This window comes from Pararhizobium sp. IMCC3301 (assembly GCF_030758315.1).
Taxonomy (GTDB): Bacteria; Pseudomonadota; Alphaproteobacteria; order Rhizobiales.
In genome coordinates this window covers 109,766-131,333 of the sequence record NZ_CP132336.1, presented here as the reverse complement: position 1 = coordinate 131,333, position 21,568 = coordinate 109,766, and the positions used below count along the sequence as shown (strand labels likewise).

19 protein-coding genes and 2 tRNA genes are annotated in these 21,568 nt (G+C 54.7%); 3 read left to right on the top strand and 18 right to left on the bottom strand.

Annotated elements, in window-relative coordinates; translation table 11 throughout:
• Positions 1 to 3: 3 nt before the first annotated feature.
• From nuoI to RAL88_RS00580, 9 genes are all read right to left on the bottom strand, one after another.
• Entirely contained in the window at positions 4 to 492 is a 489-nt protein-coding gene (gene nuoI, locus RAL88_RS00620) for an NADH-quinone oxidoreductase subunit NuoI (protein WP_306266520.1), read from the bottom strand.
• Positions 493 to 531: 39 nt separating this feature from the next.
• Positions 532 to 1,581, bottom strand: a complete 1,050-nt coding sequence (nuoH, locus tag RAL88_RS00615) for an NADH-quinone oxidoreductase subunit NuoH (protein ID WP_306266519.1) — start codon at positions 1,579 to 1,581, stop codon at positions 532 to 534.
• A 12-nt stretch (positions 1,582 to 1,593) separates the two neighbouring features.
• Positions 1,594 to 3,690 carry an NADH-quinone oxidoreductase subunit NuoG gene (gene nuoG, locus RAL88_RS00610; protein ID WP_306266518.1) on the bottom strand — a complete coding sequence of 699 codons (2,097 nt, stop codon included), beginning with the start codon at positions 3,688 to 3,690 and terminating at the stop codon, positions 1,594 to 1,596.
• Between the two features lie 162 nt (positions 3,691 to 3,852).
• Entirely contained in the window at positions 3,853 to 5,154 is a 1,302-nt protein-coding gene (gene nuoF / locus RAL88_RS00605) for an NADH-quinone oxidoreductase subunit NuoF (RefSeq protein ID WP_306266517.1), read from the bottom strand.
• A 6-nt stretch (positions 5,155 to 5,160) separates the two neighbouring features.
• The gene (gene nuoE, locus RAL88_RS00600; protein WP_306266515.1) at positions 5,161 to 6,354 is read right to left on the bottom strand and encodes an NADH-quinone oxidoreductase subunit NuoE; all 1,194 of its coding nucleotides are present in this window, start codon (positions 6,352 to 6,354) and stop codon (positions 5,161 to 5,163) included.
• The gene (locus RAL88_RS00595; RefSeq protein WP_306266513.1) at positions 6,354 to 7,544 is read right to left on the bottom strand and encodes an NADH-quinone oxidoreductase subunit D; all 1,191 of its coding nucleotides are present in this window, start codon (positions 7,542 to 7,544) and stop codon (positions 6,354 to 6,356) included. Before RAL88_RS00595 ends, nuoE begins: the two co-directional genes overlap by 1 nt.
• 11 nt (positions 7,545 to 7,555) lie before the next feature.
• Complete coding sequence (locus RAL88_RS00590; RefSeq protein ID WP_306266511.1) at positions 7,556 to 8,164, bottom strand: NADH-quinone oxidoreductase subunit C; 609 nt, start codon at positions 8,162 to 8,164, stop codon at positions 7,556 to 7,558.
• A gap of 54 nt (positions 8,165 to 8,218) precedes the next feature.
• Entirely contained in the window at positions 8,219 to 8,800 is a 582-nt protein-coding gene (locus tag RAL88_RS00585; protein ID WP_306266509.1) for an NADH-quinone oxidoreductase subunit B family protein, read from the bottom strand.
• Positions 8,801 to 8,931: 131 nt separating this feature from the next.
• A complete protein-coding gene (locus tag RAL88_RS00580; RefSeq protein ID WP_306266508.1) occupies positions 8,932 to 9,297 on the bottom strand; it encodes an NADH-quinone oxidoreductase subunit A in 366 nt (121 codons plus the stop codon).
• A gap of 455 nt (positions 9,298 to 9,752) precedes the next feature.
• Here RAL88_RS00580 and RAL88_RS00575 point away from each other — a divergent pair, with 455 nt between their 5' ends.
• Positions 9,753 to 10,070, top strand: coding sequence for a cupredoxin family copper-binding protein (locus RAL88_RS00575; RefSeq protein WP_306266506.1), 318 nt, complete (start codon positions 9,753 to 9,755; stop codon positions 10,068 to 10,070).
• A gap of 60 nt (positions 10,071 to 10,130) precedes the next feature.
• On the opposite strand, the gene RAL88_RS00570 is transcribed toward RAL88_RS00575, so the two are convergent.
• From RAL88_RS00570 to RAL88_RS00535, 8 genes are all read right to left on the bottom strand, one after another.
• The gene (locus RAL88_RS00570) at positions 10,131 to 10,913 is read right to left on the bottom strand and encodes a hypothetical protein (RefSeq protein ID WP_306266504.1); all 783 of its coding nucleotides are present in this window, start codon (positions 10,911 to 10,913) and stop codon (positions 10,131 to 10,133) included.
• A complete protein-coding gene (locus tag RAL88_RS00565; protein WP_306266503.1) occupies positions 10,910 to 11,455 on the bottom strand; it encodes a sigma-70 family RNA polymerase sigma factor in 546 nt (181 codons plus the stop codon). The genes RAL88_RS00570 and RAL88_RS00565 overlap by 4 nt, the downstream gene beginning before the upstream one ends.
• A gap of 204 nt (positions 11,456 to 11,659) precedes the next feature.
• Positions 11,660 to 11,736: transfer RNA gene (locus tag RAL88_RS00560), tRNA-Asp, on the bottom strand.
• A gap of 117 nt (positions 11,737 to 11,853) precedes the next feature.
• Positions 11,854 to 11,929: transfer RNA gene (locus tag RAL88_RS00555), tRNA-Val, on the bottom strand.
• A 213-nt stretch (positions 11,930 to 12,142) separates the two neighbouring features.
• Positions 12,143 to 12,418, bottom strand: coding sequence for an HU family DNA-binding protein (locus RAL88_RS00550; protein ID WP_306266501.1), 276 nt, complete (start codon positions 12,416 to 12,418; stop codon positions 12,143 to 12,145).
• Positions 12,419 to 12,625: 207 nt separating this feature from the next.
• Positions 12,626 to 15,055 carry an endopeptidase La gene (gene lon, locus RAL88_RS00545; protein ID WP_306266499.1) on the bottom strand — a complete coding sequence of 810 codons (2,430 nt, stop codon included), beginning with the start codon at positions 15,053 to 15,055 and terminating at the stop codon, positions 12,626 to 12,628.
• A gap of 367 nt (positions 15,056 to 15,422) precedes the next feature.
• On the bottom strand, positions 15,423 to 16,712 hold the full coding sequence (clpX, locus tag RAL88_RS00540; RefSeq protein WP_306266497.1) for an ATP-dependent Clp protease ATP-binding subunit ClpX: 1,290 nt from the start codon (positions 16,710 to 16,712) through the stop codon (positions 15,423 to 15,425).
• A gap of 215 nt (positions 16,713 to 16,927) precedes the next feature.
• Positions 16,928 to 17,578 (bottom strand): ATP-dependent Clp protease proteolytic subunit, encoded by a 651-nt coding sequence (locus tag RAL88_RS00535; protein ID WP_306266495.1) that lies wholly within the window; start codon positions 17,576 to 17,578, stop codon positions 16,928 to 16,930.
• A 496-nt stretch (positions 17,579 to 18,074) separates the two neighbouring features.
• Here RAL88_RS00535 and RAL88_RS00530 point away from each other — a divergent pair, with 496 nt between their 5' ends.
• Complete coding sequence (locus tag RAL88_RS00530; RefSeq protein WP_306266494.1) at positions 18,075 to 18,875, top strand: SDR family NAD(P)-dependent oxidoreductase; 801 nt, start codon at positions 18,075 to 18,077, stop codon at positions 18,873 to 18,875.
• Positions 18,876 to 18,894: 19 nt separating this feature from the next.
• On the opposite strand, the gene RAL88_RS00525 is transcribed toward RAL88_RS00530, so the two are convergent.
• On the bottom strand, positions 18,895 to 20,829 hold the full coding sequence (locus tag RAL88_RS00525) for an acyl CoA:acetate/3-ketoacid CoA transferase (protein ID WP_306266492.1): 1,935 nt from the start codon (positions 20,827 to 20,829) through the stop codon (positions 18,895 to 18,897).
• Between the two features lie 182 nt (positions 20,830 to 21,011).
• On the opposite strand from RAL88_RS00525, the gene RAL88_RS00520 reads away from it, so the two are divergent.
• Positions 21,012 to 21,530, top strand: a complete 519-nt coding sequence (locus tag RAL88_RS00520; RefSeq protein ID WP_306266490.1) for a hypothetical protein — start codon at positions 21,012 to 21,014, stop codon at positions 21,528 to 21,530.
• The last annotated feature ends 38 nt before the right edge of the window (positions 21,531 to 21,568 follow it).

Here is a 21,568-nt window from a genome sequence, read left to right as displayed (position 1 = left end):
TGTTTAGCGATAGGCTGCGTCAACTGCAATATTGGCAGCAATTTCGCGTTCCCAGCGATCTCCGTTTTCAAGAAGTTTGTGTTTGTCGTAATACAGTTCTTCCCGCGTTTCCGTCGCGAATTCGAAATTCGGCCCTTCCACGATGGCTTCCACCGGGCAGGCTTCCTGGCAAAAGCCGCAATAGATGCATTTGACCATGTCTATGTCGTAGCGCGTGGTGCGGCGGGTGCCGTCGTTGCGGCGCGGACCGGCTTCGATCGTGATGGCCTGTGCGGGACAGATGGCTTCGCATAATTTGCAGGCAATACAGCGCTCTTCGCCGTTGGGATACCGGCGCAAGGCATGCTCACCGCGAAAGCGCGGACTGACCGGACCCTTTTCGAACGGGTAATTAATGGTTGGTCGGGGTTTGAAAATATAGCGCATCGACAGAAAGAATGCCGATACGAATTCCCTCAACAACAGAGATTTTGCCGCCTGATCAAGCCGCATGATGACTTACTCCCAATAGAGGCTGGCAGAAGATATTGGTCATGGTGCCCATCCCATCAGCTGCAGCACACCGGCAACAATTGCGACCGATGCCAGAGACAGGGGCAGAAACACTTTCCAGCCCAGGCGCATCAGTTGGTCATAGCGGTAGCGCGGTACAAAGGCTTTGACCATGGCGAACATGAAGAACAGGAAACAGACTTTCAGAATAAACCAGACAATGCCCGGAACCCAGGTGAAGGGAGCAAAGTCAAACGGCGGCAGCCATCCGCCCATGAACAAGATGGTTCCCATTGCGCACATCAGTGTGATGGCGGCGTATTCCCCGAGCATGAACAACAAATACGGGGTCGAGCCATATTCCACCATGAAACCGGCCACGAGTTCCGACTCCGCTTCCGGAAGGTCGAATGGCGGGCGGTTGGTTTCAGCCAATGCCGAGATGAAGAAAATCACGAACATCGGAAACAGCGGCAGCCAGAACCAGTTGAGAATGAACACAGAGTCTATGCCGAGCATGCTGGCAAGACCGGTTCTCTGCGCTTCCACGATATCAGTCAGATTGAGCGATCCGACACACAGCAGCACGGTGATGATGACGAATCCGATGGAGACTTCATAAGAGATCATCTGTGCTGCCGAGCGCAATGCGCCAAGAAATGCGTATTTCGAATTGGACGCCCATCCGCCCATGATCACGCCATAGACTTCCAGCGATGATATGGCGAAGATAAACAGAATTCCGACATTGATGTCGGCAATCACCCAGCCGGCATTGACGGGCACCACGGCCCAGGATGTCAGCGCCAGTGTCACTGCGACAAGCGGTGCCAGCAAAAACACACCCTTATTCGCACTGGAGGGAATCACCGGCTCCTTCAGAACAAATTTCAGAAGATCGGCAAATGACTGCAAAAGCCCCCACGGGCCTACGACATTCGGGCCACGACGCAACTGCACTGCCGCCCAGATCTTCCGGTCAGCATAGAGAAGATAAGCAATTACCAACAACAACGAGACCAGCAGCAGCAGGCTTTGCCCGACCATGATCGCCGTGGGCACCACATATGTGTCAAAGAACGAATTCATAAGCTGTCAGCCCTATTCTGCCGCTTCCACATGCTGGACTTTCGCCAGCTGTGAACATTCCGCCATGACTTTGGATGCACGTGCGATCGGGTTTGTCAGATAGAAGTCCGAGACCGGGCTGATAAACGGATCCGAATTGATTGCACCGCTCTTCCTGGCCAGCTTTTCAATCTGGCCACTTTCTTTAAGTGCTACTTCATCAATCGCTGCCATGTGACTGAACTGGCCGTATAGTTCCGCACGCAACTGGTCCAGGGAATCAAATGCCAGGGGCGTACCGAGCACCTGCGACAAGGCGCGATAAATCGCCCAGTCCTCGCGTGCTTCCCCCGGCGGGAATGCGGCACGGGGAGTGAATTGCACCCGCCCTTCGGTGTTGACATAGGTTCCGGACTTTTCGGTATAGGCCGCACCGGGCAGGATTACATCCGCGCGATGTGCCGCCCTGTCGCCATGGGTGCCGACATAAACCACGAAGCTGGACCCAAGCGCATCCAGATCAATCTCATCAGCGCCGGCCAGAAAAAGGGTCAGCAATTCGCCCTTGCCGGCCGCTGCCAGCATTTTTGCGGTGTTGTGACCGCCATCCTCGGGCACGAAGCCGATATCCAGCCCGCCGACCCGTGCCGCTGCCGTGTGCAGCACGCTGAAACCGTTCCAGCCCTCGCCAACCACGCCTGTATCGATGGCGAGTTGCGCGATCGACGCCAGAATTCCGGCGCTGTCACGGCGCGTCAGCGCACCCTGCCCGATCAGGATCATCGGCCGTTCTGCGTCGCCCAGCACCTTGGCAAAATCCGATTTTCCGTCAGCCAGATCTTTCAGACTGCCAGGACCTGCACCAAGATAGTCATAATCATAGGTCAGGTCATTCTGCTCACCTATGACGGCAATCGGGAATTTTCCCATGCGCCAGCGCTTGCGGATGCGCGCATTGAGAACAGCGGCTTCGTGGCGCGGGTTGGAACCGACGATCAGCAGCGCGTCGGCAGCTTCAATGCCTTCAATAGTTGCGTTAAAGAGGTATGTGGCGCGCCCGTCTCCTGGATGCAGCACGGTGCCATCCTGGCGGCAGTCATAATTCGGCGAGCCGATGGCCTGCATCAGGCTCTTCAGCGCGAACAAATCCTCAACGCTTGCCAGATCACCGCCAATTGCGCCGACATGCTGTGGTGAATTGGCTTTGACACGGTTGGCGATCAGCGCAAAAGCTTCCTGCCAGCTTGCCGGGCGCAATTTGCCACCTTCGCGCAGATAAGGCCGGTCGAGACGCTGTGTCGCCAGACCATCCCAGATGAACCGGGTCTTGTCGGAAATCCATTCCTCGTTCACGGCCTCATTAAGCCGCGGCATGATCCGCATCACTTCGCGGCCGCGCGTATCGATCCGGATCGCCGAACCAACCGCGTCCATAACGTCAATTCCTTCGGTCTTGGTCAACTCCCAGGGCCGTGCCTGGAAAGCGTAGGGTTTGGAGGTCAGTGCACCAACCGGACACAGATCAATCACGTTGCCCTGCAATTCCGAAGTCATCGCGCTTTCAAGATAAGTGGTTATCTCGGCGTCTTCACCGCGCCCGGTCATGCCAAGTTCGGTGACGCCGGCGACTTCGGTTGAGAACCGCACGCAGCGCGTGCAGTGAATGCAGCGAGTCATGATGGTCTTGACCAGTGGCCCGATATATTTGTCTTCCACGGCGCGCTTGTTTTCAAAAAACCGCGAATTGTCGACGCCATAGGCCATGGCCTGGTCCTGCAGATCACATTCTCCGCCCTGATCGCAAATTGGGCAGTCCAGCGGATGGTTGATCAGGAGAAATTCCATGACGCCTTCGCGGGCCTTCTTGACCATCGGCGTCTTGGTGAAGATTTCTGGCGGCTCACCATCTGGTCCCGGCCGCAAATCGCGTACGGACATGGCACAGGAGGCGACCGGTTTGGGTGGTCCGCCCTTCACCTCAACAAGGCACATCCGGCAATTACCTGCCACGGACAGCCGGTCATGATAGCAAAAACGCGGCACTTCGGCGCCAGCCTCTTCTGCTGCCTGCAACAAAGTGTATTCTGCAGGCACTTCAATCTCGGTTCCGTCAACGATGATCTTCGTCATCCGTCTCACCTAAGCCTTAGCGCGGCGCAAGCGGCCGCAAATCGTGTCGCAGCGGCTGCGTCACCGCTCTGTAAAGTGTCATCATGGGCGTCTTCAGCCATCAAGGGTGCCATACACAAACCGGGGGCGTTGGACAAATTCTGACAGGACTGCATGATCATTCTATTCCGCCGCCTGCAAGACCGGAGTGGCGCTCGGATTGGCTGAATACTGATCAATTCGCTCTTCAATCACATGACGGAAATTCCTGATAAGCCCCTGCACCGGCCAGGCAGCTGCATCGCCAAGGGCGCAGATGGTATGGCCTTCGACCTGCTTGGTCACCTCGAACAACATGTCGATTTCGCGTTTTTCAGCCTCGCCGCGGGCCATGCGTTCCAGCACGCGCCACATCCAGCCAGTGCCTTCCCGGCACGGCGTACACTGGCCGCAGCTTTCATGTTTGTAGAAATAGGAGATGCGGGCGATTGCACTGATAATATCGGTGGATTTGTCCATCACAATCACGGCAGCTGTGCCAAGTCCGGAGCGCAATTCCTTCAAACTGTCAAAATCCATCGACAGATCATTGCACATTTCCGCCGTCAGACAGGGTACGGAGGAGCCGCCGGGAATCACCGCCAGCAAATTGTCCCAACCGCCGCGTATGCCGCCGCAATGTTTCTCGATCAACTCGCGGAACGGAACACCCATTTCTTCTTCCACGGTACATGGCTGTTCGACATGGCCGGAAATACAGAACAGTTTCGTGCCGGTGTTGTTGGGCTTGCCGAGCGCAGAGAACCATCCGGCACCACGGCGCAGGATTTCTGGCACGACGGCGACTGATTCAACATTATTGACCGTTGTCGGACAGCCATAGAGGCCGACATTCGCCGGAAATGGCGGTTTCAGGCGGGGTTGGCCCTTTTTGCCTTCCAGGCTCTCCAGCAACGCCGTTTCCTCGCCGCAAATATAGGCACCGGCACCATGGGACAGGTAAATATCGTAATCCCAGCCATGGATATTATTCTTGCCGAGAAGATTGGCATCATAGGCCTGATCTATTGCAGCCTGGAGCCGTTCGCGTTCGCGGATATATTCGCCGCGAATATAGATGTAACAGGCATGTGCATTCATCGCGAAACCGGCAATAAGACAGCCTTCAATCAGATGATGCGGGTCATGCCGCATGATTTCGCGGTCTTTACAGGTGCCTGGTTCAGATTCATCGGCATTGATGACCAGATAGGATGGACGGCCGTCACTTTCCTTGGGCATGAAGGACCACTTCAACCCGGTCGGAAAGCCGGCACCGCCGCGGCCACGCAGGCCGGACGACTTGACCTGTTCAATGATCCAGTCGCGGCCCTTGTCGATAAAGCCTTTGGTGCCGTCCCACTGGCCGCGCGCCATGGCGCCTTTCAGGCCCCAATCGTGAAAGCCATAGATGTTGGTAAAGATGCGGTCCTTATCCTGCAGCATAACCGCTTATCCCTTGTTTTCTTTGGCGAGCGCGGCGGCTTGTGAAATCCATTTTTCACGGTCGATCCGGCCCTTGAAACTGAGAGAGCCCTCTACCCAGTCCTGGTTGTCTGCAGACCAATCGGCGATCTGGCTGAAATGGAACACGCCCAGATTGTTGAGGATACCTTCGATCTTCGGTCCGATGCCCTTGATGCGTTTCAGATCGTCCGCACCACCATCACGCGGCTTTGCCAGCATGGAAGGTTTGTTTGAATCGGTCTCCAGCGATTCTGCGGCCGGCACATCAGACGGGTCTGAATCCTTCGCCGAGCCAGCCGGAGCGTGGGCAGGTTTGGCCTTCTTTGCTTTTACGCCGCCCTCAACATCATCAGGGCGCAGAGTGTTGTCTTCCGGCTTGCCGGTTGCTTCCGGGCTGGTCGTGTCGGGCCGTTTTGCCGTCTTCGTCGGACCGGAATCCCTGGCTTTTGGTTTTTTTGTCGCTGCGTCCGGCTGTGGCCCACCATTGATTGAAACGCCGGCTTCTGCCCTGATGGCATGCGGCGCACCATCGACAAGCTGCGCCCTTGGCACATCGCCCTTGGGGCCGTAATCCCGCGTAGCCGCGTCAAGGCTGGTCGGGCCGCCCATAGGCACTGAAAAATGCCTTCCGTTCTGCGGACCGGGCGTGATTTCCCTGCCCTCAGCAATAGCATCGAGCATAGCCTCGAAGGTTTCCGGCGTCAGATCCTCATAAGTGTCTTTCCAGATCTGCACCATCGGAGCATTGACGCAGGCGCCAAGACATTCCACTTCTTCCCAGGAAAAATTACCGTCTTCTGACAATTCATGAGGATGATCGGCGATGCGATTGCGGCAGACCGCCTTGATATCGCCGGCGCCACGCAACATGCAGGGCGTAGTGCCGCACACCTGGATATGGGCTTTTTTACCGACCGGCTGCAGCTGGTACATCGTGTAAAATGTCGCAACTTCCAGAACCCTGATAAACGGCATATCGAGAATTTCGCCGACCTTGCGGATCGCCGGTTCCGGAAGCCAGCCCTGATGCTGTTCCTGGGCACGCCAGAGCAGCGGGATTACCGCAGATGCCTGCCGGCCTTCGGGAAATTTTGAAATCTGACCTTCAGCCCATGCCTGATTTTCCGGCGTAAATGCAAACGCCTCAGGCTGTTCTGAATGAAGACGACGGACTGCCATTACCGGTCTACCTCACCAAATACGATATCCAGGGATCCGATAACCGCAGACACATCCGCCAGCATATGGCCTCTGCAAATGTCATCCATTGCCTGCAAATGGGCGAATCCCGGTGCTTTAATCTTGCAGCGATACGGTTTGTTGGTGCCATCAGACACCAGATAGACACCGAATTCGCCTTTTGGTGCCTCAACCGCCGCATAGACCTCGCCGGCTGGCACTTTGTAACCTTCGGTGTACAATTTGAAGTGATGGATCAGTGCTTCCATCGAGCGTTTCATCTCATCGCGTCTGGGCGGCACCAGTTTTCCATCCGTAGACGAGACCGGGCCGCGGCCTTCCGCCGATTTCAGCTTGTGAATACATTGCTTCATGATGCTGACAGACTGGCGCATTTCTTCCATGCGGATCAGATAACGGTCATAGCAATCACCGTTCTTGCCGATGGGAATGTCGAATTCCATTTCGTTATAGCATTCATAAGGCTGGGATTTACGCAGATCCCAGGCAGCGCCCGAGCCGCGTACCATGACGCCGGAAAAGCCCCAGCGCCAGGCATCTTCCAGATCGACCACTGCAATATCGACGTTGCGCTGCTTGAAGATGCGGTTATCAGTCAGCAGCTCATCGATATCGTCGCAGACCTGAAGGAATGGATCACAGAAATCAGCAATGTCATCAACCAGTTGTTCGGGAAGGTCCTGATGCACACCGCCAGGTCGGAAATAGGCGGCATGCAGCCTTGCCCCGCAGGCCCGTTCGTAAAAAACCATCAGCTTTTCACGCTCTTCAAAGCCCCACAGGGGCGGCGTCAGTGCTCCAACATCCATGGCCTGGGTGGTGACATTGAGCAGATGAGACAGGAGCCTGCCGATTTCCGAGTACAGTACGCGGATCAACTGGCCGCGCTTTGGCACCTCGATACCTGTCAGCCGCTCGATTGCAAGGGCAAAGGAATGCTCCTGGTTCATCGGCGCCACATAATCAAGGCGGTCAAAATAGGGAATCGCCTGCAGATAGGTCTTGTGCTCAATCAGCTTTTCGGTGCCGCGATGCAGCAGGCCGATATGCGGATCGACCCGCTTGACGACCTCGCCGTCGAGTTCCAGCACAAGCCGTAACACGCCGTGCGCTGCCGGGTGTTGCGGCCCAAAATTGATATTGAAATTGCGAACTTGTGCTTCAGACATCGTGCCGCCCCTCAGTTCGCTTTTTCATCGCCTGGCAGCACATAATCTGTGCCTTCCCAGGGCGAGAGGAAGTCAAAATCGCGGAATTCCTGCGGCAGTACCACTGGCTCATAGACGACACGTTTGCGCTCATCATCATAACGCACTTCAACAAAGCCGGTGAGCGGGAAATCCTTGCGCAGCGGATGCCCTTCAAAGCCATAATCGGTCAGTATCCGGCGCAGATCGGGGTGACCGGAGAACAGGATGCCATACAGATCATAGGCTTCACGCTCGCACCAATCCGCAGCCGGAAACACGCCGACAACACTTGGCACCGGATCATCCTCGGAGGTGCTGAGTTTGACCCTTATACGGGTGTTATGCTGCGGGCTGAGCAAATGATAAACCACTTCAAACCGGTCTGTGCGCGCCGGATAATCGGCCCCGCACAAATCCACGAAACTGAGAAATTTTGTCGACGTATTATCCCGCAGGAAGCGCAATACGGCCTCGATGTCGTCGCGGACAACAGTCAGCGTCAATTCACCGAATGTAATTGTGCTGTGCAGGACAGATGCCCCAAGATTATCGGCAATATGCTCTGCCAGATCCTGCAAGGCGGCTTCATTTTCAGCCATGTCTAAGCTCATTTGCTCAAGCTCTTATTGCCCAAATCGATACGGGTAAAGGGATTAACGTTCAATTGTGCCAGTGCGGCGGATCTTCTTTTGCAGCAGCAATACGCCATACAAGAGCGCTTCTGCAGTGGGCGGGCACCCGGGGACGTAAATATCCACTGGCACCACCCGGTCGCAGCCGCGCACTACGGAATAGGAATAATGATAATAGCCCCCGCCATTGGCACAGGACCCCATAGAAATGACATATCTGGGTTCCGGCATCTGGTCATAGACCTTGCGCAGAGCCGGTGCCATCTTGTTGGTCAGCGTTCCCGCGACGATCATCACATCGGACTGACGGGGCGACGCACGGGGTGCCACACCAAAGCGCTCTGCATCGTAACGCGGCATTGACATCTGCATCATTTCCACCGCGCAACAGGCCAGGCCGAATGTCATCCACATCAGCGAGCCTGTGCGGGCCCAGGTGACCAGATCATCGGTCGCCGTGACGAGAAAACCCTTATCCGCCAGTTCAGCGTTGATTTCCGTAAAATAGGGATCGCGGCTGCCAACAGGTTCGCCGGTATTGGGATCGATAATTCCCTTTGGCGCAGGGGCAATCAGTGTGGAGTGTTGTTCGTTAACGCTCATCTGTCAGTTCCCGCAGTCCTGCATCATTTGTTGTGCATATGAATCATCCCGAGGCGTAGGCGCGTCTGCCGGCAAGGCCGGAACTTCGGTGCTCTGGACCATCAGAGTGGGCAAGGTAATCAGGAAACGATCTAATCCCATTCCATCGCCCCTTTTTTCCACTCATAGATAAAGCCGATGGTCAGGATAGCGAGGAAAATCATCATCGACACATAGCCATAAAGTCCAATGTCGCCGAAGGCTACTGCCCAGGGAAACAGGAACGCCACCTCCAGATCAAAAATGATGAACAGGATGGCGACCAGATAGAACCGGACATCAAATTTCATCCGCGCATCATCAAAGGCGTTGAAGCCACATTCATAAGCCGACAGCTTTTCGCTGTCAGGTGCACGATGTGCGACAATGAACGGCGCTACCAACAAAGCCAGACCGATAAAAAGCGAAATACCGATGAAGATGACGATCGGGAGATACTGACTGAGCAAAACGTCCATTGATCAAAATCCGTTCAGTTTCATATCGTGTAGCACACTTTACAGCGGCAACGGTCCGGCGAAATGCGGCAAATCGCTTCGCAAATCGTGTGCGCTGCAAATGCGGTGGAAGGCCTCAAGGGGACTGATTCCACCAACCGGCAATCCATGCGGGCAATTCTGGTGTGAGGCTTACCCAAGCCGTTGTTTGGGTGCAAGCCCCAAATCGGCACCGGAAGCCCTAAAAGTGAGCAATTTTGCAAAACCGGCGATTTCCTGACCCGGAATGGCCGTCCAGTGCCCTCGCACTGGCGAGCTGCCTGTGAAAGCGATTTGAATTGAGAAAAGGCGAAACCCAATCGGCCACACAACATTTTGATGAACTGAAACTTTTCGAACCCGGCTGGCGTACCACATATCAGAGAGAGCGGAATTGAGACCGCTCTGTCTTCATCAAGGAAAAAGGACGAGAACCAATGCCCAGCATCTTCAAATCAATCACTGCCACAGCCGCAGTCATTTTGTTTGCCGGAACCGCACAAGCAGCAGAAATCAAGGTCGACATCCAGGGATTTAAATTCAAACCTGCTCAGATCAACGTTTCCGTGGGCGATACTGTCGCCTTTACCAATCGTGACGGCGCTCCGCATACGGCATCTGCCGTCGACGGATCATTCGAAACCGGCACGCTGAGCAAGGGAAAATCCAAATCCATCGCTTTTGATTCCGCAGGCACCTATGCGTTTTTCTGCGCGATTCATCCGAAAATGAAGGCGACAGTCGTCGTCAAGTAGTGGATGGCTATCATTGTGAACAGTCTGCTTGAGAAACGGGCAGTCTGTTCACATTCAGCGCTATTCCCGCTCGGTTATGATTTTTCCCCGAAATATTGTTTCACCCGGCACTTCCGGAGGCGTGGGCTGTTGCGCGCTGATGCGGGTTAACAGCAGGGTTGCACCGGCAAATGCCTCGGTCGGCATGATCGCAGCATAATCGAGCCAGCGCCATTGCGCCGAGGTTACCAGACCAAGATAGCTGGTCGACGTAGCGGTCTGTACCCAGAGTTCCAGCGGTCCATCGGCGAATGAAGCTGTTTCGGCAACCCCATTCAACGGTCGTATATAGATGCCTTGGCGCGCCGGATCGACGATCGCGATGAACTGCAGAGGTGATGCCGGCCCCGTCAATACGGCCATTTGATCGGGCACCACAGAGGCGGGCTGGAGCACTCTGCCGTCGATCAGGGCAAAGGCTGTGAGACCTGCGGCCAGAGACAGCATTGCCAAGCTGAGACCACGCCAGCGATTGCGCGATTTGCGCACCCGGTCGAGATTGATCGGCGTTTCATCTGCGCCCGCTGCCGCGCCATCCCGAAGCTCGGATTCTCCACCGGGATGCCGGTTGAGACTGGCCTCAATCCGGTTCCACACGGAGGCGCCGGGCTGCACCGGAGGCGCTGATTCCAGAACCGGCGCAAGAAGTTGTTTCCACTCATCAACCCGGTTCACAAGCGCTTCATCCTGCAAAAGCAGCGCTTCAAATTCAGCTCTTTCGGCGACTGACAAAGTGTCCAGAACATACTCACCGGCGACCGCACGCGGATCATTTTCAAAATCATCTGAATGTGTATCGGTCATTGCAAGACACACTCCCGCAGAGCCAAAAGCCCGCGGCGGAGCCATGTCTTGATCGTATTGACGGGAGCATTGAGCCGTTCAGACAGTTCCTCGCGCGACAGGCCCTGGCAGTAAGCGAGGACGATGCATTGGCGGTTGGTTTCCTCCAACTGCGCCAGACAGTGTTGCAGGGTGAGTTTAGTGGCCTCATCATCCCTGTGGCGGTCAAAAAGCGTCTCCCTGTCCATGTGCATAGCCAGTTGTGCGTCGGGAAGATCCAGTTCCTTTCGCCGGCGCTTGTGATCGATTGCAGCATGTCTGGCTATGGTGGCAGTCCAACTCATAGCGGAGGCTCGATTGCGGTCATATTGGTGAGCCGAGCGCCAGATTTTCAAAAAAGTATCATGCAAGACGTCCTCCGCCAGACTCCTTTGTGGAATGATACGCAGCACGACGCCCAATAGTTTCGCGGAGATCAGATTGTACAATAGCCCGAATGCAGCGCGATCCTGTAAGGCGATGCGTTCAAGACAGGCTTCAGGCGATAATTGATGTTCGGACACAGAGCTTCCACATCTCAATGACCCCTGCAAGGGGCGGCTTAATCTGCAGCAGTATCCGCCTGCCAACAGACATGTGCAAGACGCACCGCCAGATGTGGCCGGAAATCAGGCCAAAGCCGCATTTTCCCCGTGCAGAATGGACTTGAAAAGTAAGGATGAAAACCAAAAGACATCAGCGCCACGAAACATGGAAACCGATGAAAATGGCGGGAGTGACGAGACTCGAACTCGCGACCTCCGGCGTGACAGGCCGGCACTCTAACCAACTGAGCTACACCCCCGCGGGTGACAGGACAACTCTCCTGCGTGAGTGGTGGCTGATGTACGCCGGGGAACCTCATTCGTCAAGCGTCGAATGCTGTTTCCCGAGAACGGGTTGCCACCTGTCTGCCAAGCGATGGTGGGCGATGAGAGACTCGAACTCCCGACATCTTCGGTGTAAACGAAGCGCTCTACCAACTGAGCTAATCGCCCGCCGCTTAGCGTGCGGGTGTTAGCCCGAAACAAACTCTGTGACAAGATGAATTTGCCGAATTGGACGGGAAATTGCCAGAGCAAGCGCTCAGAGCGAATATAATGCGTCAATCCGCCGAACTTCGGTCCGGTGTAAACCCGGTTCACACAAAAAACCGCCCGGCATGATGTCATGCCAGACGGTTGATTTATTCCAGACGGCGGAACAGAAATTTAGGTGTTCACAGCGTCTTTCAGGCCTTTGCCGGCCTTGAACTTCGGCGATTTTGAGGCCGGGATTTTGATAGTTTCGCCGGTGCGCGGGTTGCGGCCATCAGTGGCAGCACGGTGCGCTACGGAAAAATTACCGAACCCGATCAGACGCACTTCATCGCCGCCCGACAGAGCATCGCTGATAGCACTAAATGTCGCTTCTACGGCTGTTCCGGCATCTGCTTTAGTCAGGCCGGACTTGTCTGCAACGGCAGCAATCAATTCGTTCTTGTTCATCATGAACTCCTTTTTATGTCAGGAGCAGAGAGATTAATGATTCTCCCCTCGTCTCCGTGCGCCGAAAGTCTTCATTCTTGACCGGAAAGGCAAGTGCAAAACCGCAGAAAACCGCGTTTTCCTGTCCAAAAAACCAAAAAACCCGGTCAGCAGGGCCGACCGGGTTGGTGTTTTGGCTAAAAACACGTCAAAATTGACCTGATGAGGTCAGTGCGCAATCATGCTCGATGACGATTCCGACTCACTTGAAGCAGACGTTGTGCCGGCTTTGTCGAACTCTTCCGGCGACCATTCGATGGCAACGGGCGCCTCAACCAGAGCGTGCTTCAGCACTTCGTCCATATGGCCGACCGGAATGATCGTCATGCCATTGGTCACATTGGCCGGTATTTCCGTCAGGTCTTTGGCATTTTCTTCCGGAATGAGCACGGTCTTGATGCCGCCGCGAAGAGCTGCAAGCAGCTTTTCCTTCAAACCGCCGATTGGCAGCACCCGTCCGCGCAAGGTCACCTCGCCCGTCATGGCGAGGTCTTTGCGCACCGCAATACCGGTCATGATCGAGACGATCGCTGTGGCCATGCCAATGCCGGCCGAGGGTCCGTCCTTCGGTGTTGCACCTTCGGGAACGTGAACGTGAATATCACGTTTGTCGAAAATCGGCGGTTCGACGCCAAAATCCACTGCCCGGGAGCGAATATAGGAAGCGGCAGCAGAGATGGATTCCTTCATCACATCGCGCAGATTGCCGGTAACCGTCATCTTGCCCTTGCCAGGCATCATGACACCTTCAATCGTCAGCAACTCCCCGCCAACTTCAGTCCAGGCCAATCCCGTGACGACACCAACCTGATCTTCACCCTCGGCCTGGCCATAGCGGAATTTCTGAACGCCCAGAAACTCTTCCAGATTATCGTTCGTAATGCTGATTGTCGTCAGACTGGCATCTGTCAGCAGCCGTGTGACGGCCTTACGCGCAAGCTTGGACAATTCACGTTCCAGGCTGCGCACACCGGCTTCCTTGGTGTAAAGCCGGACCAAATTCAACAAAGCGTCATCGGCAATCTCAAACTCACCGTCGCGCAGTCCATGATTTTTGACGGCCTTGCTGAGCAAATGGCGTTTGGCGATTTCCAGCTTTTCATCCTCAGTGTAACCAGCGAGCCGGATGATTTCCATCCGGTCCATCAGCGGTCCTGGAATGTTTAAAGTGTTTGACGTTGTCACGAACATCACATTCGAAAGATCATAATCCACTTCCAGATAATGGTCCGCAAAGCTGTTATTCTGTTCCGGATCGAGAACCTCAAGCAGCGCCGATGACGGATCTCCCCTGAAATCCATGCCCATCTTGTCAATTTCATCCAACAGGAACAGCGGATTGGATTTCTTGGCCTTCTTCATTGACTGAATGACCTTGCCGGGCATCGAACCGATATAGGTGCGCCGGTGCCCGCGGATCTCGGCTTCATCACGCACGCCGCCAAGGGACATGCGGACAAATTCGCGTCCGGTTGAACGGGCGATCGACTTGCCGAGTGATGTCTTGCCTACGCCGGGAGGACCGACAAGGCACAGAATTGGTCCTTTCAGCTTGTTCGACCGGCTCTGAACTGCAAGATATTCGATAATCCGCTCTTTGACCTTCTCCAGACCGAAATGATCCTTGTCGAGAGTTTCCTGGGCCTTTTTCAGATCAATCTTGACCTTGGATTTCTTGCCCCAGGGAATACCGAGAAGCCAGTCAAGATAATTGCGCACGACCGTTGCCTCAGCAGACATCGGACTCATCTGCCGCAGCTTCTTCATTTCCGCCTGGGCTTTTTCGCGCGCTTCCTTGGAGAATTTGGTCTTGCTGATTTTTTCTTCCAACTCGGCAAGCTCATCCTTGCCATCTTCTGAATCGCCAAGCTCTTTCTGAATCGCCTTCATCTGCTCATTCAGATAATATTCGCGCTGGGTTTTCTCCATCTGACGTTTGACGCGCGAGCGAATCCGCTTTTCAACCTGCAGCACGGACACTTCGCTTTCCATCAGGGCCAGAATGGCTTCGATCCGCTCCGTCACCGAAATGACGCCGAGCAGGGACTGTTTTTCAGGAATCTTGATGACAAGATGCGACGCAATCGTGTCAGCCAGTTTCGAATAATCTTCGATATTGGCCACGGCGGCGAGGACTTCCGGTGAAATCTTTTTGTTGAGCTTGACGTAATTTTCAAACTCCGCAACCACGGAACGCGACAGCGCTTCGACTTCGACATCATCGCTCGGCACTTCGGGAATGACTTCAGCAAAAGCTTCGAAATAGTCTTCACGTGCGGTAAATTGAGTCACCCGGGCGCGACTGGCACCTTCGACCAGCACCTTTACGGTTCCATCTGGTAACTTCAGCAGTTGAAGCACGGTTGCAAGTGTGCCGATTTCGTAGATATCTTCCGGCTTCGGGTCGCTGTCATTGGAATCTTTTTGAGTGACAAGCATGATCTGCTTGTCGTTCTTCATGACTTCTTCCAGTGCACTGATAGACTTTTCACGCCCGACAAACAGCGGCACGATCATGTGGGGAAAGACCACGATGTCTCTGAGCGGCAGGACCGGATAAACCGTGTCACTGGAGGTGGTGCTGATATCTGCACTCATATTTTTTTCCTTTTTGTTAGCCTCAACTCCCGCCCCCTGAACAGGCAGACAGGAACTGATCATGCCGGCTTTGGCTCTGGCCCCGGCAAGTTGAAGTGGCCGCAGGTTCGGGCCTGACGCCCGCAACCCGTTACCAAATCAGAATCGCCTTTTGCAAAGATTAGCACGGTTAGTTAAAGAAATGGCGCGTCTGTGTGGCCAATTCAAGGTTTGGAGCGGCTAATTCCCCAAACAATCCCCCTCTTGCAACCACGCTGTTGCACTCATGGTCTTGGGCAACAGGGCACCAAGCGGAAGTGACTTGCCAGCGTTGCCTCTATGTAAGGCTGCTGCGACGCAGAGAAATTGAAGGCCGATGCCTGCGCTCTTAAGCGGATGCGCCGGCATCTTCCTGTTTGCGCTCTGCATAAATGTAAAGAGGGCGTGCGTCACCATCCACCACGTCTGCTGAAATAACGACTTCCTCAACCCCGTCCAGACCTGGCAGGTCGAACATTGTTTCCAGAAGGATCGATTCCAGGATAGAGCGCAGTCCGCGGGCACCGGTTTTGCGGGCAATAGCGCGGCGCGAGATGGATTTCATCGCATCTTCGTGGAAGGTCAGTGTGACGTCCTCCATATCGAACAGCCGTTGATACTGCTTTACCAGGGCATTCTTCGGCTCCGAGAGGATTCTGACCAGAGCTTCCTCATCCAGATCGGTCAAAGTTGCCAGAACCGGCAAACGACCGACAAATTCCGGAATCAGACCGAATTTCAACAGATCTTCCGGTTCAACAATCTGGAACAGCTCACCAGGTGTACGTTCATCCGGGCCAGACACGGCAGCACTAAAGCCGATGGATGTGGTGTCACCACGGTCGGCGATGATCTTGTCGAGACCGGCAAATGCGCCCCCGCAAATGAACAGGATGTTGGTCGTATCAACCTGCAGGAATTCCTGCTGCGGATGTTTACGGCCACCCTGTGGCGGCACACTTGCAACGGTGCCTTCCATAATTTTCAACAGGGCTTGCTGAACGCCCTCGCCGGAAACGTCGCGGGTAATCGACGGATTATCGGATTTACGGGTGATTTTGTCGACTTCATCAATATAGACGATACCGCGCTGTGCGCGCTCGACATTGTAATCTGCCGACTGCAGCAGTTTCAGAATGATGTTTTCCACATCCTCACCGACGTAACCGGCTTCAGTCAGAGTTGTGGCATCTGCCATTGTGAACGGCACATCGAGAATGCGGGCCAGAGTCTGCGCCAGCAACGTCTTGCCGCACCCGGTCGGTCCGATCAGCAGGATGTTTGACTTGGCCAGTTCGACATCTGCATTCTTGCTGGCGTGGTGCAGCCGCTTATAGTGGTTGTGGACAGCGACAGACAACACCTTCTTGGCGTGAAACTGACCGATCACATAATCATCGAGAACAGTACAGATATCCTGCGGCGTTGGCACACCTTCACTGGATTTCACAAGTGAGGTCTTGCTCTCCTCACGAATGATATCCATGCACAATTCAACGCACTCATCGCAAATGAAAACGGTGGGCCCTGCGATCAACTTGCGGACTTCGTGCTGGCTCTTGCCGCAGAACGAACAATACAACGTGTTCTTTGCGTCCGAACCGCCGCTGCTGCCTGTCCCGCCGGAAATCTTGCTCATTTAGTCTACCTTCACACTAACAGGTTTGGCCCCACAGGTCTCAAGCATATGACGGTCACAACCAGAGTAAAGCGCTGAAAAGCAGCAGCCCCCGGAAACCGTCGCCAGAAACTTGTGGCACAAAAACATTCTAGAATCCAACCACGAAGGTCTTAAGGATCGGTGTTGATCCATACACTACGTCCGGGTTGCATTTCATCAAAGCACAATCCAACCTATTTGGATTTACCGGATTTGTCCTTGTTTGCGTCAGAATCAACACGATTTGCGACGACGCTGTCTATCAGACCAAAGCTCTTGGCTTCTTCAGCGGTCATGAAATGGTCCCGGTCGAGCGTATTCTCAACCATGTCATAGTCCTGACCGGTGTGTTTGACATAAATTTCATTCAGGCGTCGCTTCAGTTTGACGATGTCGTCGGCATGGCGAGCAATATCTGACGCCTGCCCCTGAAATCCACCCGAAGGCTGATGCACCATGATCCGGGCATTCGGCAACGAAAAGCGCATGCCCTTCTCTCCTGCAGTCAGCAGCAATGACCCCATCGAAGCGGCCTGGCCGATGCACAGCGTGGACACAGCAGGCTTGATGAACTGCATCGTGTCATAGATCGCAAGACCCGAGGTGACAACGCCGCCTGGAGAATTGATGTAAAGCGAAATTTCCTTTTTCGGATTCTCTGCTTCCAGATACAGCAATTGCGCACAGGCCAGAGTCGACATCCCGTCTTCAACCGGGCCGGTGATGAAGATAATGCGTTCTTTCAACAGCCGAGAAAAAATATCGTAGGAGCGTTCCCCTCTGTTGGTCTGTTCCACCACCATGGGGATCAGCATATTCGTTGCCTGGCTAACGGGATCGTACATCAGAATTCCTATTGTTGTTCAGAGAACCGCCTTCTAGGGAGCCGCCTTCCAGGTGGGATTCGCAAGGGGCCGGCAGTCATTTTATGAGCCGTATGTACGGTATGCACTGCGCAAATTAAAGAGGCATTACCGGGCTGCCCGACCTATTGCTTTAATTTTTCCAGATTTTTGCCTGTTGCGGGAGAAAATTGTTTCGAATCGCCCATCCTGTGTTAGCCTAATTGTGTTTTCAACAATTGAAAGGAGGTGATCTGATGTCGAGTGAAGATCTTACGCAGGCCGGGAATGCCGTGTTGAACGGAACGGTGTCGGAGCAACCTCTGGCAGCGCGCTAGAACACAGTCCGGGCTTTTGTGAGCCTGCCTGTATCTCACGAAAAGGGGTCACCGAGGTGACCCCTTTTTTTGTGGATGAAAGACACTCGCCTTGTGCAGAAAATGCGCTATTTGCCAGCACAGCGGCTGACTGCGATCGAGAACACAGCGAGATTTTCCGGATGAATAGAGACGGTGCTGGTGATTTCGGATTCACAACGCCATTCAGCGCGATAATCTTTGGCACCAGCGGTGGCATTGGCAGTGCTCTTATGCAGAAAGCGATCGCTGCCCTTTCAGATCGGAACCTCTCAAATACACCAGAAGGCCGGATATTTGCTGTCAACCGGCGAGATATGGCGGCGCAGGAGCGCATAGTGACGTGCCTGCGCGCCGATGCACTGGAGGAGCCTCAGCTTGTGCAGGCCGCCGCAACGGTCCGATCCAGCATGGACGGCAACGCCTGCGCGCCTGTCCGTCTGATAATCGTGGCTACCGGTGCACTGCAGACGGCCAATGGCAATGGTCCGGAAAAATCCTGGCGCGATCTGTCATGCGCCAATATGCAGGAAATTTATGCAGCCAATGCTGTTGCGCCAGCTCTGATTGCAAAACATTTCCTGCCACTGCTACCGAAATCCGGCCGATCCGTTTTTGCTGCACTCTCGGCCCGTGTCGGCAGCATTTCCGATAACAGGCTGGGTGGTTGGTACAGCTATCGCGCCTCGAAGGCCGCCTTGAACCAGATACTGAAAACCGCGTCGATTGAGCTGTCCAGAACCCATAGTGAGGCGATCTGTGTTGGCCTGCATCCCGGCACGGTGGACACCGGTCTATCAAAGCCGTTTCAGGCAAATGTGCCCGACGACAAGCTGTTCACCACAGAGCAGGCAGCAGCGCATCTGCTCAAATCCCTTTCATCCCTGACAGCAAAACAGAGCGGACAGGTGATCGCCTGGGACGGAACCCCGGTCCCTGCCTGATCCCGAAATGCGCCCTGCCTCAGGGCTCAGTCTTATGGGCCAGAAACCGCCGGGCCTCGTCGGCCGTTTCAAAAATGTGCGGAGCGGTGTCACGTTCAAACACTTTGCCAAGTTTGAGGCGCATGAAGGCGGATCCTGAATAGCGTGTAACGGTGCGGTAAAAGCGGTCTTCCAGATCCTTGACCATCTGCGCATAGGCGCTTTCGATATCCGGATCAATGATGGTTCCGTCATAATTGACGATGGCATCGACCGGTTCGGACTGTTTCAAACAGATCTCCTCGACACGCGCCTGTATCAGAGCGACATCATGCTGGTTGCGAATCCGCATTTTCTCGAAATTGATGAACAATTGCCCTTTGGCCGGGTCAAGCGCAATCCGGTCGGCCAGATCCAGATGCAGCAGGTCGACCCGCAAATCCATCGGCGCTGACTGGAAGATGCGCTGGTCCATGGTGGCTATTTCATGAATGACGGGTTCGAAATCCATCAGCGACAAGATGTCGCGCTCCAGATCGATCCCCGGCGCGATTTCCAGCAGTTCCAGCCCGCCGGATGTCAGCCGAAACACGCATCTTTCCGTCACATACAGCACGGGCTGGGACAGACGGGCCGCTCTTGGACCGGAAAACGTGATTTGCTCTACGGCAGCAACGAACTTTTTCACTCGGCCTTCTGTTTCAATTACCAGTGCCCCCTGCTCCAGCCGCAATTCAGCCCCGCCGGAGGTAAAGGTTCCGGCATAGACCAGCGCGCGCGCATTCTGGCTGATATTGATGAAACCGCCTGCACCGGCCAATCTGGGTCCGAAGCGCGAGACGTTGACCGATCCGCTGCCATCGACCTCGGCCATTCCCAGAACGGCAAGATCAAGCCCGCCACCGTCGTAAAAATCGAATTGCTGTGCCTGATTTATAATCGCATCGGTATTGACCGCGGCACCGAAATCCAGCCCTGATGCGGGCTGGCCGCCTATGATGCCGGGTTCGGCCGACAACGTCAGATGGTTGAGCAGCTTTTCCTCCGAGGCCACTGACGCGACACCTTCGGGCATGCCAATACCCAGATTGACCATACCGTTGATCGGCAGTTCAAATGCTGCTCGCCTTGCAATGATCTTGCGCGCAGTCAGTTTCATGGCAGGCATTGTATCTGCCTCAACGCGGTATTTGCCTGCATAGGCATGTGAGTAAGCGGTTGCGAATGTCTGCATATGATCCTTCGCGGGAGCAACCACGACCGCATCGACAAGAGCGCCGGGGATTTCCACATCGCGCGGATTGAGCGATCCCGGCGCGACGGTGCGCTCCACCTGGACAATGACAATGCCGTTTGAATTTTTTGCCGCCATGGCCTGAGCAAGATTATCAATTATCAAAGCTTCGCGTTCCATCGTGATATTGCCGGCAGGATCTGCGGTGGTTCCGCGCAGCAATGCCACATCAATTGGAAATGCCTTGTAAAACAGATAGTTTTCGCCATCGATCTGCATCAAAGTGACAAGATCTTCACTGGTCTGCGGGTTGATTTTGCCACCGTCAGCACGCGGATCGACAAAGGTTTCCAGGCCGACACGGGAAATTGTGCCGGGTTTTCCGGCAGCAATATCACGGTAAAGGTGGCTGATGACGCCCTGGGGCAGATTATAGGCTTCAATACTGCCCTCAATTGCCAGACTGGCAATTTTCGGGATCAACCCCCAATGGCCGCCGACCACCCGCTGCAACAGGCCTTTGTGACCAAGATGGTTCAAGCCGCGTTCACTGCCGTCGCCCTGCCCTGCAGCAAACAACAGGGTCAAACCGGTTGGCTGCGCGCTCTGCAGAAACCGGGTTTCAAGCCCTTTCAACAGATATTCAGGCACACCGATGCCAACAAATCCGGATGTTGTGATGGTATCTCCGCTGGCGACAAGACCGGCGGCGGCCTCAAGGGAAATGATCTTGTTGGTCACGACTTACTCCGGTTTGCAGGCAATGCCACAGTAATGTGCCAAGGATCACTGCGCAGGTCAAAATCCGGTCCGCTCACTGCTGTCAAAGGGAACGGACAAACTTTTGTGAACAGCCCGCAAATTTATTGACAGATTCTGCCCGAACCTGACTACTTCTTCCAATCTGCAAATGACCGGGAAACATGACAATGTTCCGTCTGGCCTGTCTGCGTACTTCTGTATCGCTGTCGCTGATGCTCGGGCCTTTGGCCGCATTGGCTCAAAGCGAGCCGAGCCCTGCGGATCAGGAGGTTTCTGTGTCGGAGCAGGCCCTGGGGCTGTGGATGCAATGTCTGAAGAAACAGAATGAAAACTCGCTGAGTTCTGCAAATGCCGATTATCTGCTGTGTAATGCGGTTTATAATGCGCTCGGCAAGGCTGTCGACAGCGGCACATATTCAGATGAAGACAGGAAATGGCTCTATTTCTATATGGGCCGCACTGCATCCTCGATGGCCGTCATTGTGTTACGCGCCAGCCGAAACAGTGTCAGTCAACAGGCCTGCGCCAGCATTGAGCGCGCCGACTGGACGTTTCGGAAGGTGGCGGCAGACCCTGAAAGCTGGGAAGCGGACATAATCGCCCAATATAATACGGCGAAGCTGGTTGAAGCCTGCCGCAGCAAATTCGATGTTCCGGACTGGCGCAAACAGGCGAATTGACGACCTTTTTATATCTATTGCGCATTCGATGAGTGAAC

What these genes read in the sequence shown, in the direction of transcription:
- nuoF (WP_306266517.1), bottom strand. Translation starts at nt 5,154, where the DNA reads ATGCTGCAGGATAAGGACCGCATCTTTACCAACATCTATGGCTTTCAC.
- RAL88_RS00535 (WP_306266495.1), bottom strand. Translation starts at nt 17,578, where the DNA reads ATGTACGATCCCGTTAGCCAGGCAACGAATATGCTGATCCCCATGGTG.
- nuoG (WP_306266518.1), bottom strand. Translation starts at nt 3,690, where the DNA reads ATGACGAAGATCATCGTTGACGGAACCGAGATTGAAGTGCCTGCAGAA.
- RAL88_RS00580 (WP_306266508.1), bottom strand. Translation starts at nt 9,297, where the DNA reads ATGGACGTTTTGCTCAGTCAGTATCTCCCGATCGTCATCTTCATCGGT.
- RAL88_RS00585 (WP_306266509.1), bottom strand. Translation starts at nt 8,800, where the DNA reads ATGAGCGTTAACGAACAACACTCCACACTGATTGCCCCTGCGCCAAAG.
- RAL88_RS00550 (WP_306266501.1), bottom strand. Translation starts at nt 12,418, where the DNA reads ATGAACAAGAACGAATTGATTGCTGCCGTTGCAGACAAGTCCGGCCTG.
- nuoE (WP_306266515.1), bottom strand. Translation starts at nt 6,354, where the DNA reads ATGGCAGTCCGTCGTCTTCATTCAGAACAGCCTGAGGCGTTTGCATTT.
- RAL88_RS00595 (WP_306266513.1), bottom strand. Translation starts at nt 7,544, where the DNA reads ATGTCTGAAGCACAAGTTCGCAATTTCAATATCAATTTTGGGCCGCAA.
- RAL88_RS00590 (WP_306266511.1), bottom strand. Translation starts at nt 8,164, where the DNA reads ATGGCTGAAAATGAAGCCGCCTTGCAGGATCTGGCAGAGCATATTGCC.
- RAL88_RS00520 (WP_306266490.1), top strand. Translation starts at nt 21,012, where the DNA reads ATGACAATGTTCCGTCTGGCCTGTCTGCGTACTTCTGTATCGCTGTCG.
- nuoH (WP_306266519.1), bottom strand. Translation starts at nt 1,581, where the DNA reads ATGAATTCGTTCTTTGACACATATGTGGTGCCCACGGCGATCATGGTC.
- nuoI (WP_306266520.1), bottom strand. Translation starts at nt 492, where the DNA reads ATGCGGCTTGATCAGGCGGCAAAATCTCTGTTGTTGAGGGAATTCGTA.
- RAL88_RS00575 (WP_306266506.1), top strand. Translation starts at nt 9,753, where the DNA reads ATGCCCAGCATCTTCAAATCAATCACTGCCACAGCCGCAGTCATTTTG.
- RAL88_RS00570 (WP_306266504.1), bottom strand. Translation starts at nt 10,913, where the DNA reads ATGACCGATACACATTCAGATGATTTTGAAAATGATCCGCGTGCGGTC.
- lon (WP_306266499.1), bottom strand. Translation starts at nt 15,055, where the DNA reads ATGAGTGCAGATATCAGCACCACCTCCAGTGACACGGTTTATCCGGTC.
- RAL88_RS00530 (WP_306266494.1), top strand. Translation starts at nt 18,075, where the DNA reads ATGAATAGAGACGGTGCTGGTGATTTCGGATTCACAACGCCATTCAGC.
- clpX (WP_306266497.1), bottom strand. Translation starts at nt 16,712, where the DNA reads ATGAGCAAGATTTCCGGCGGGACAGGCAGCAGCGGCGGTTCGGACGCA.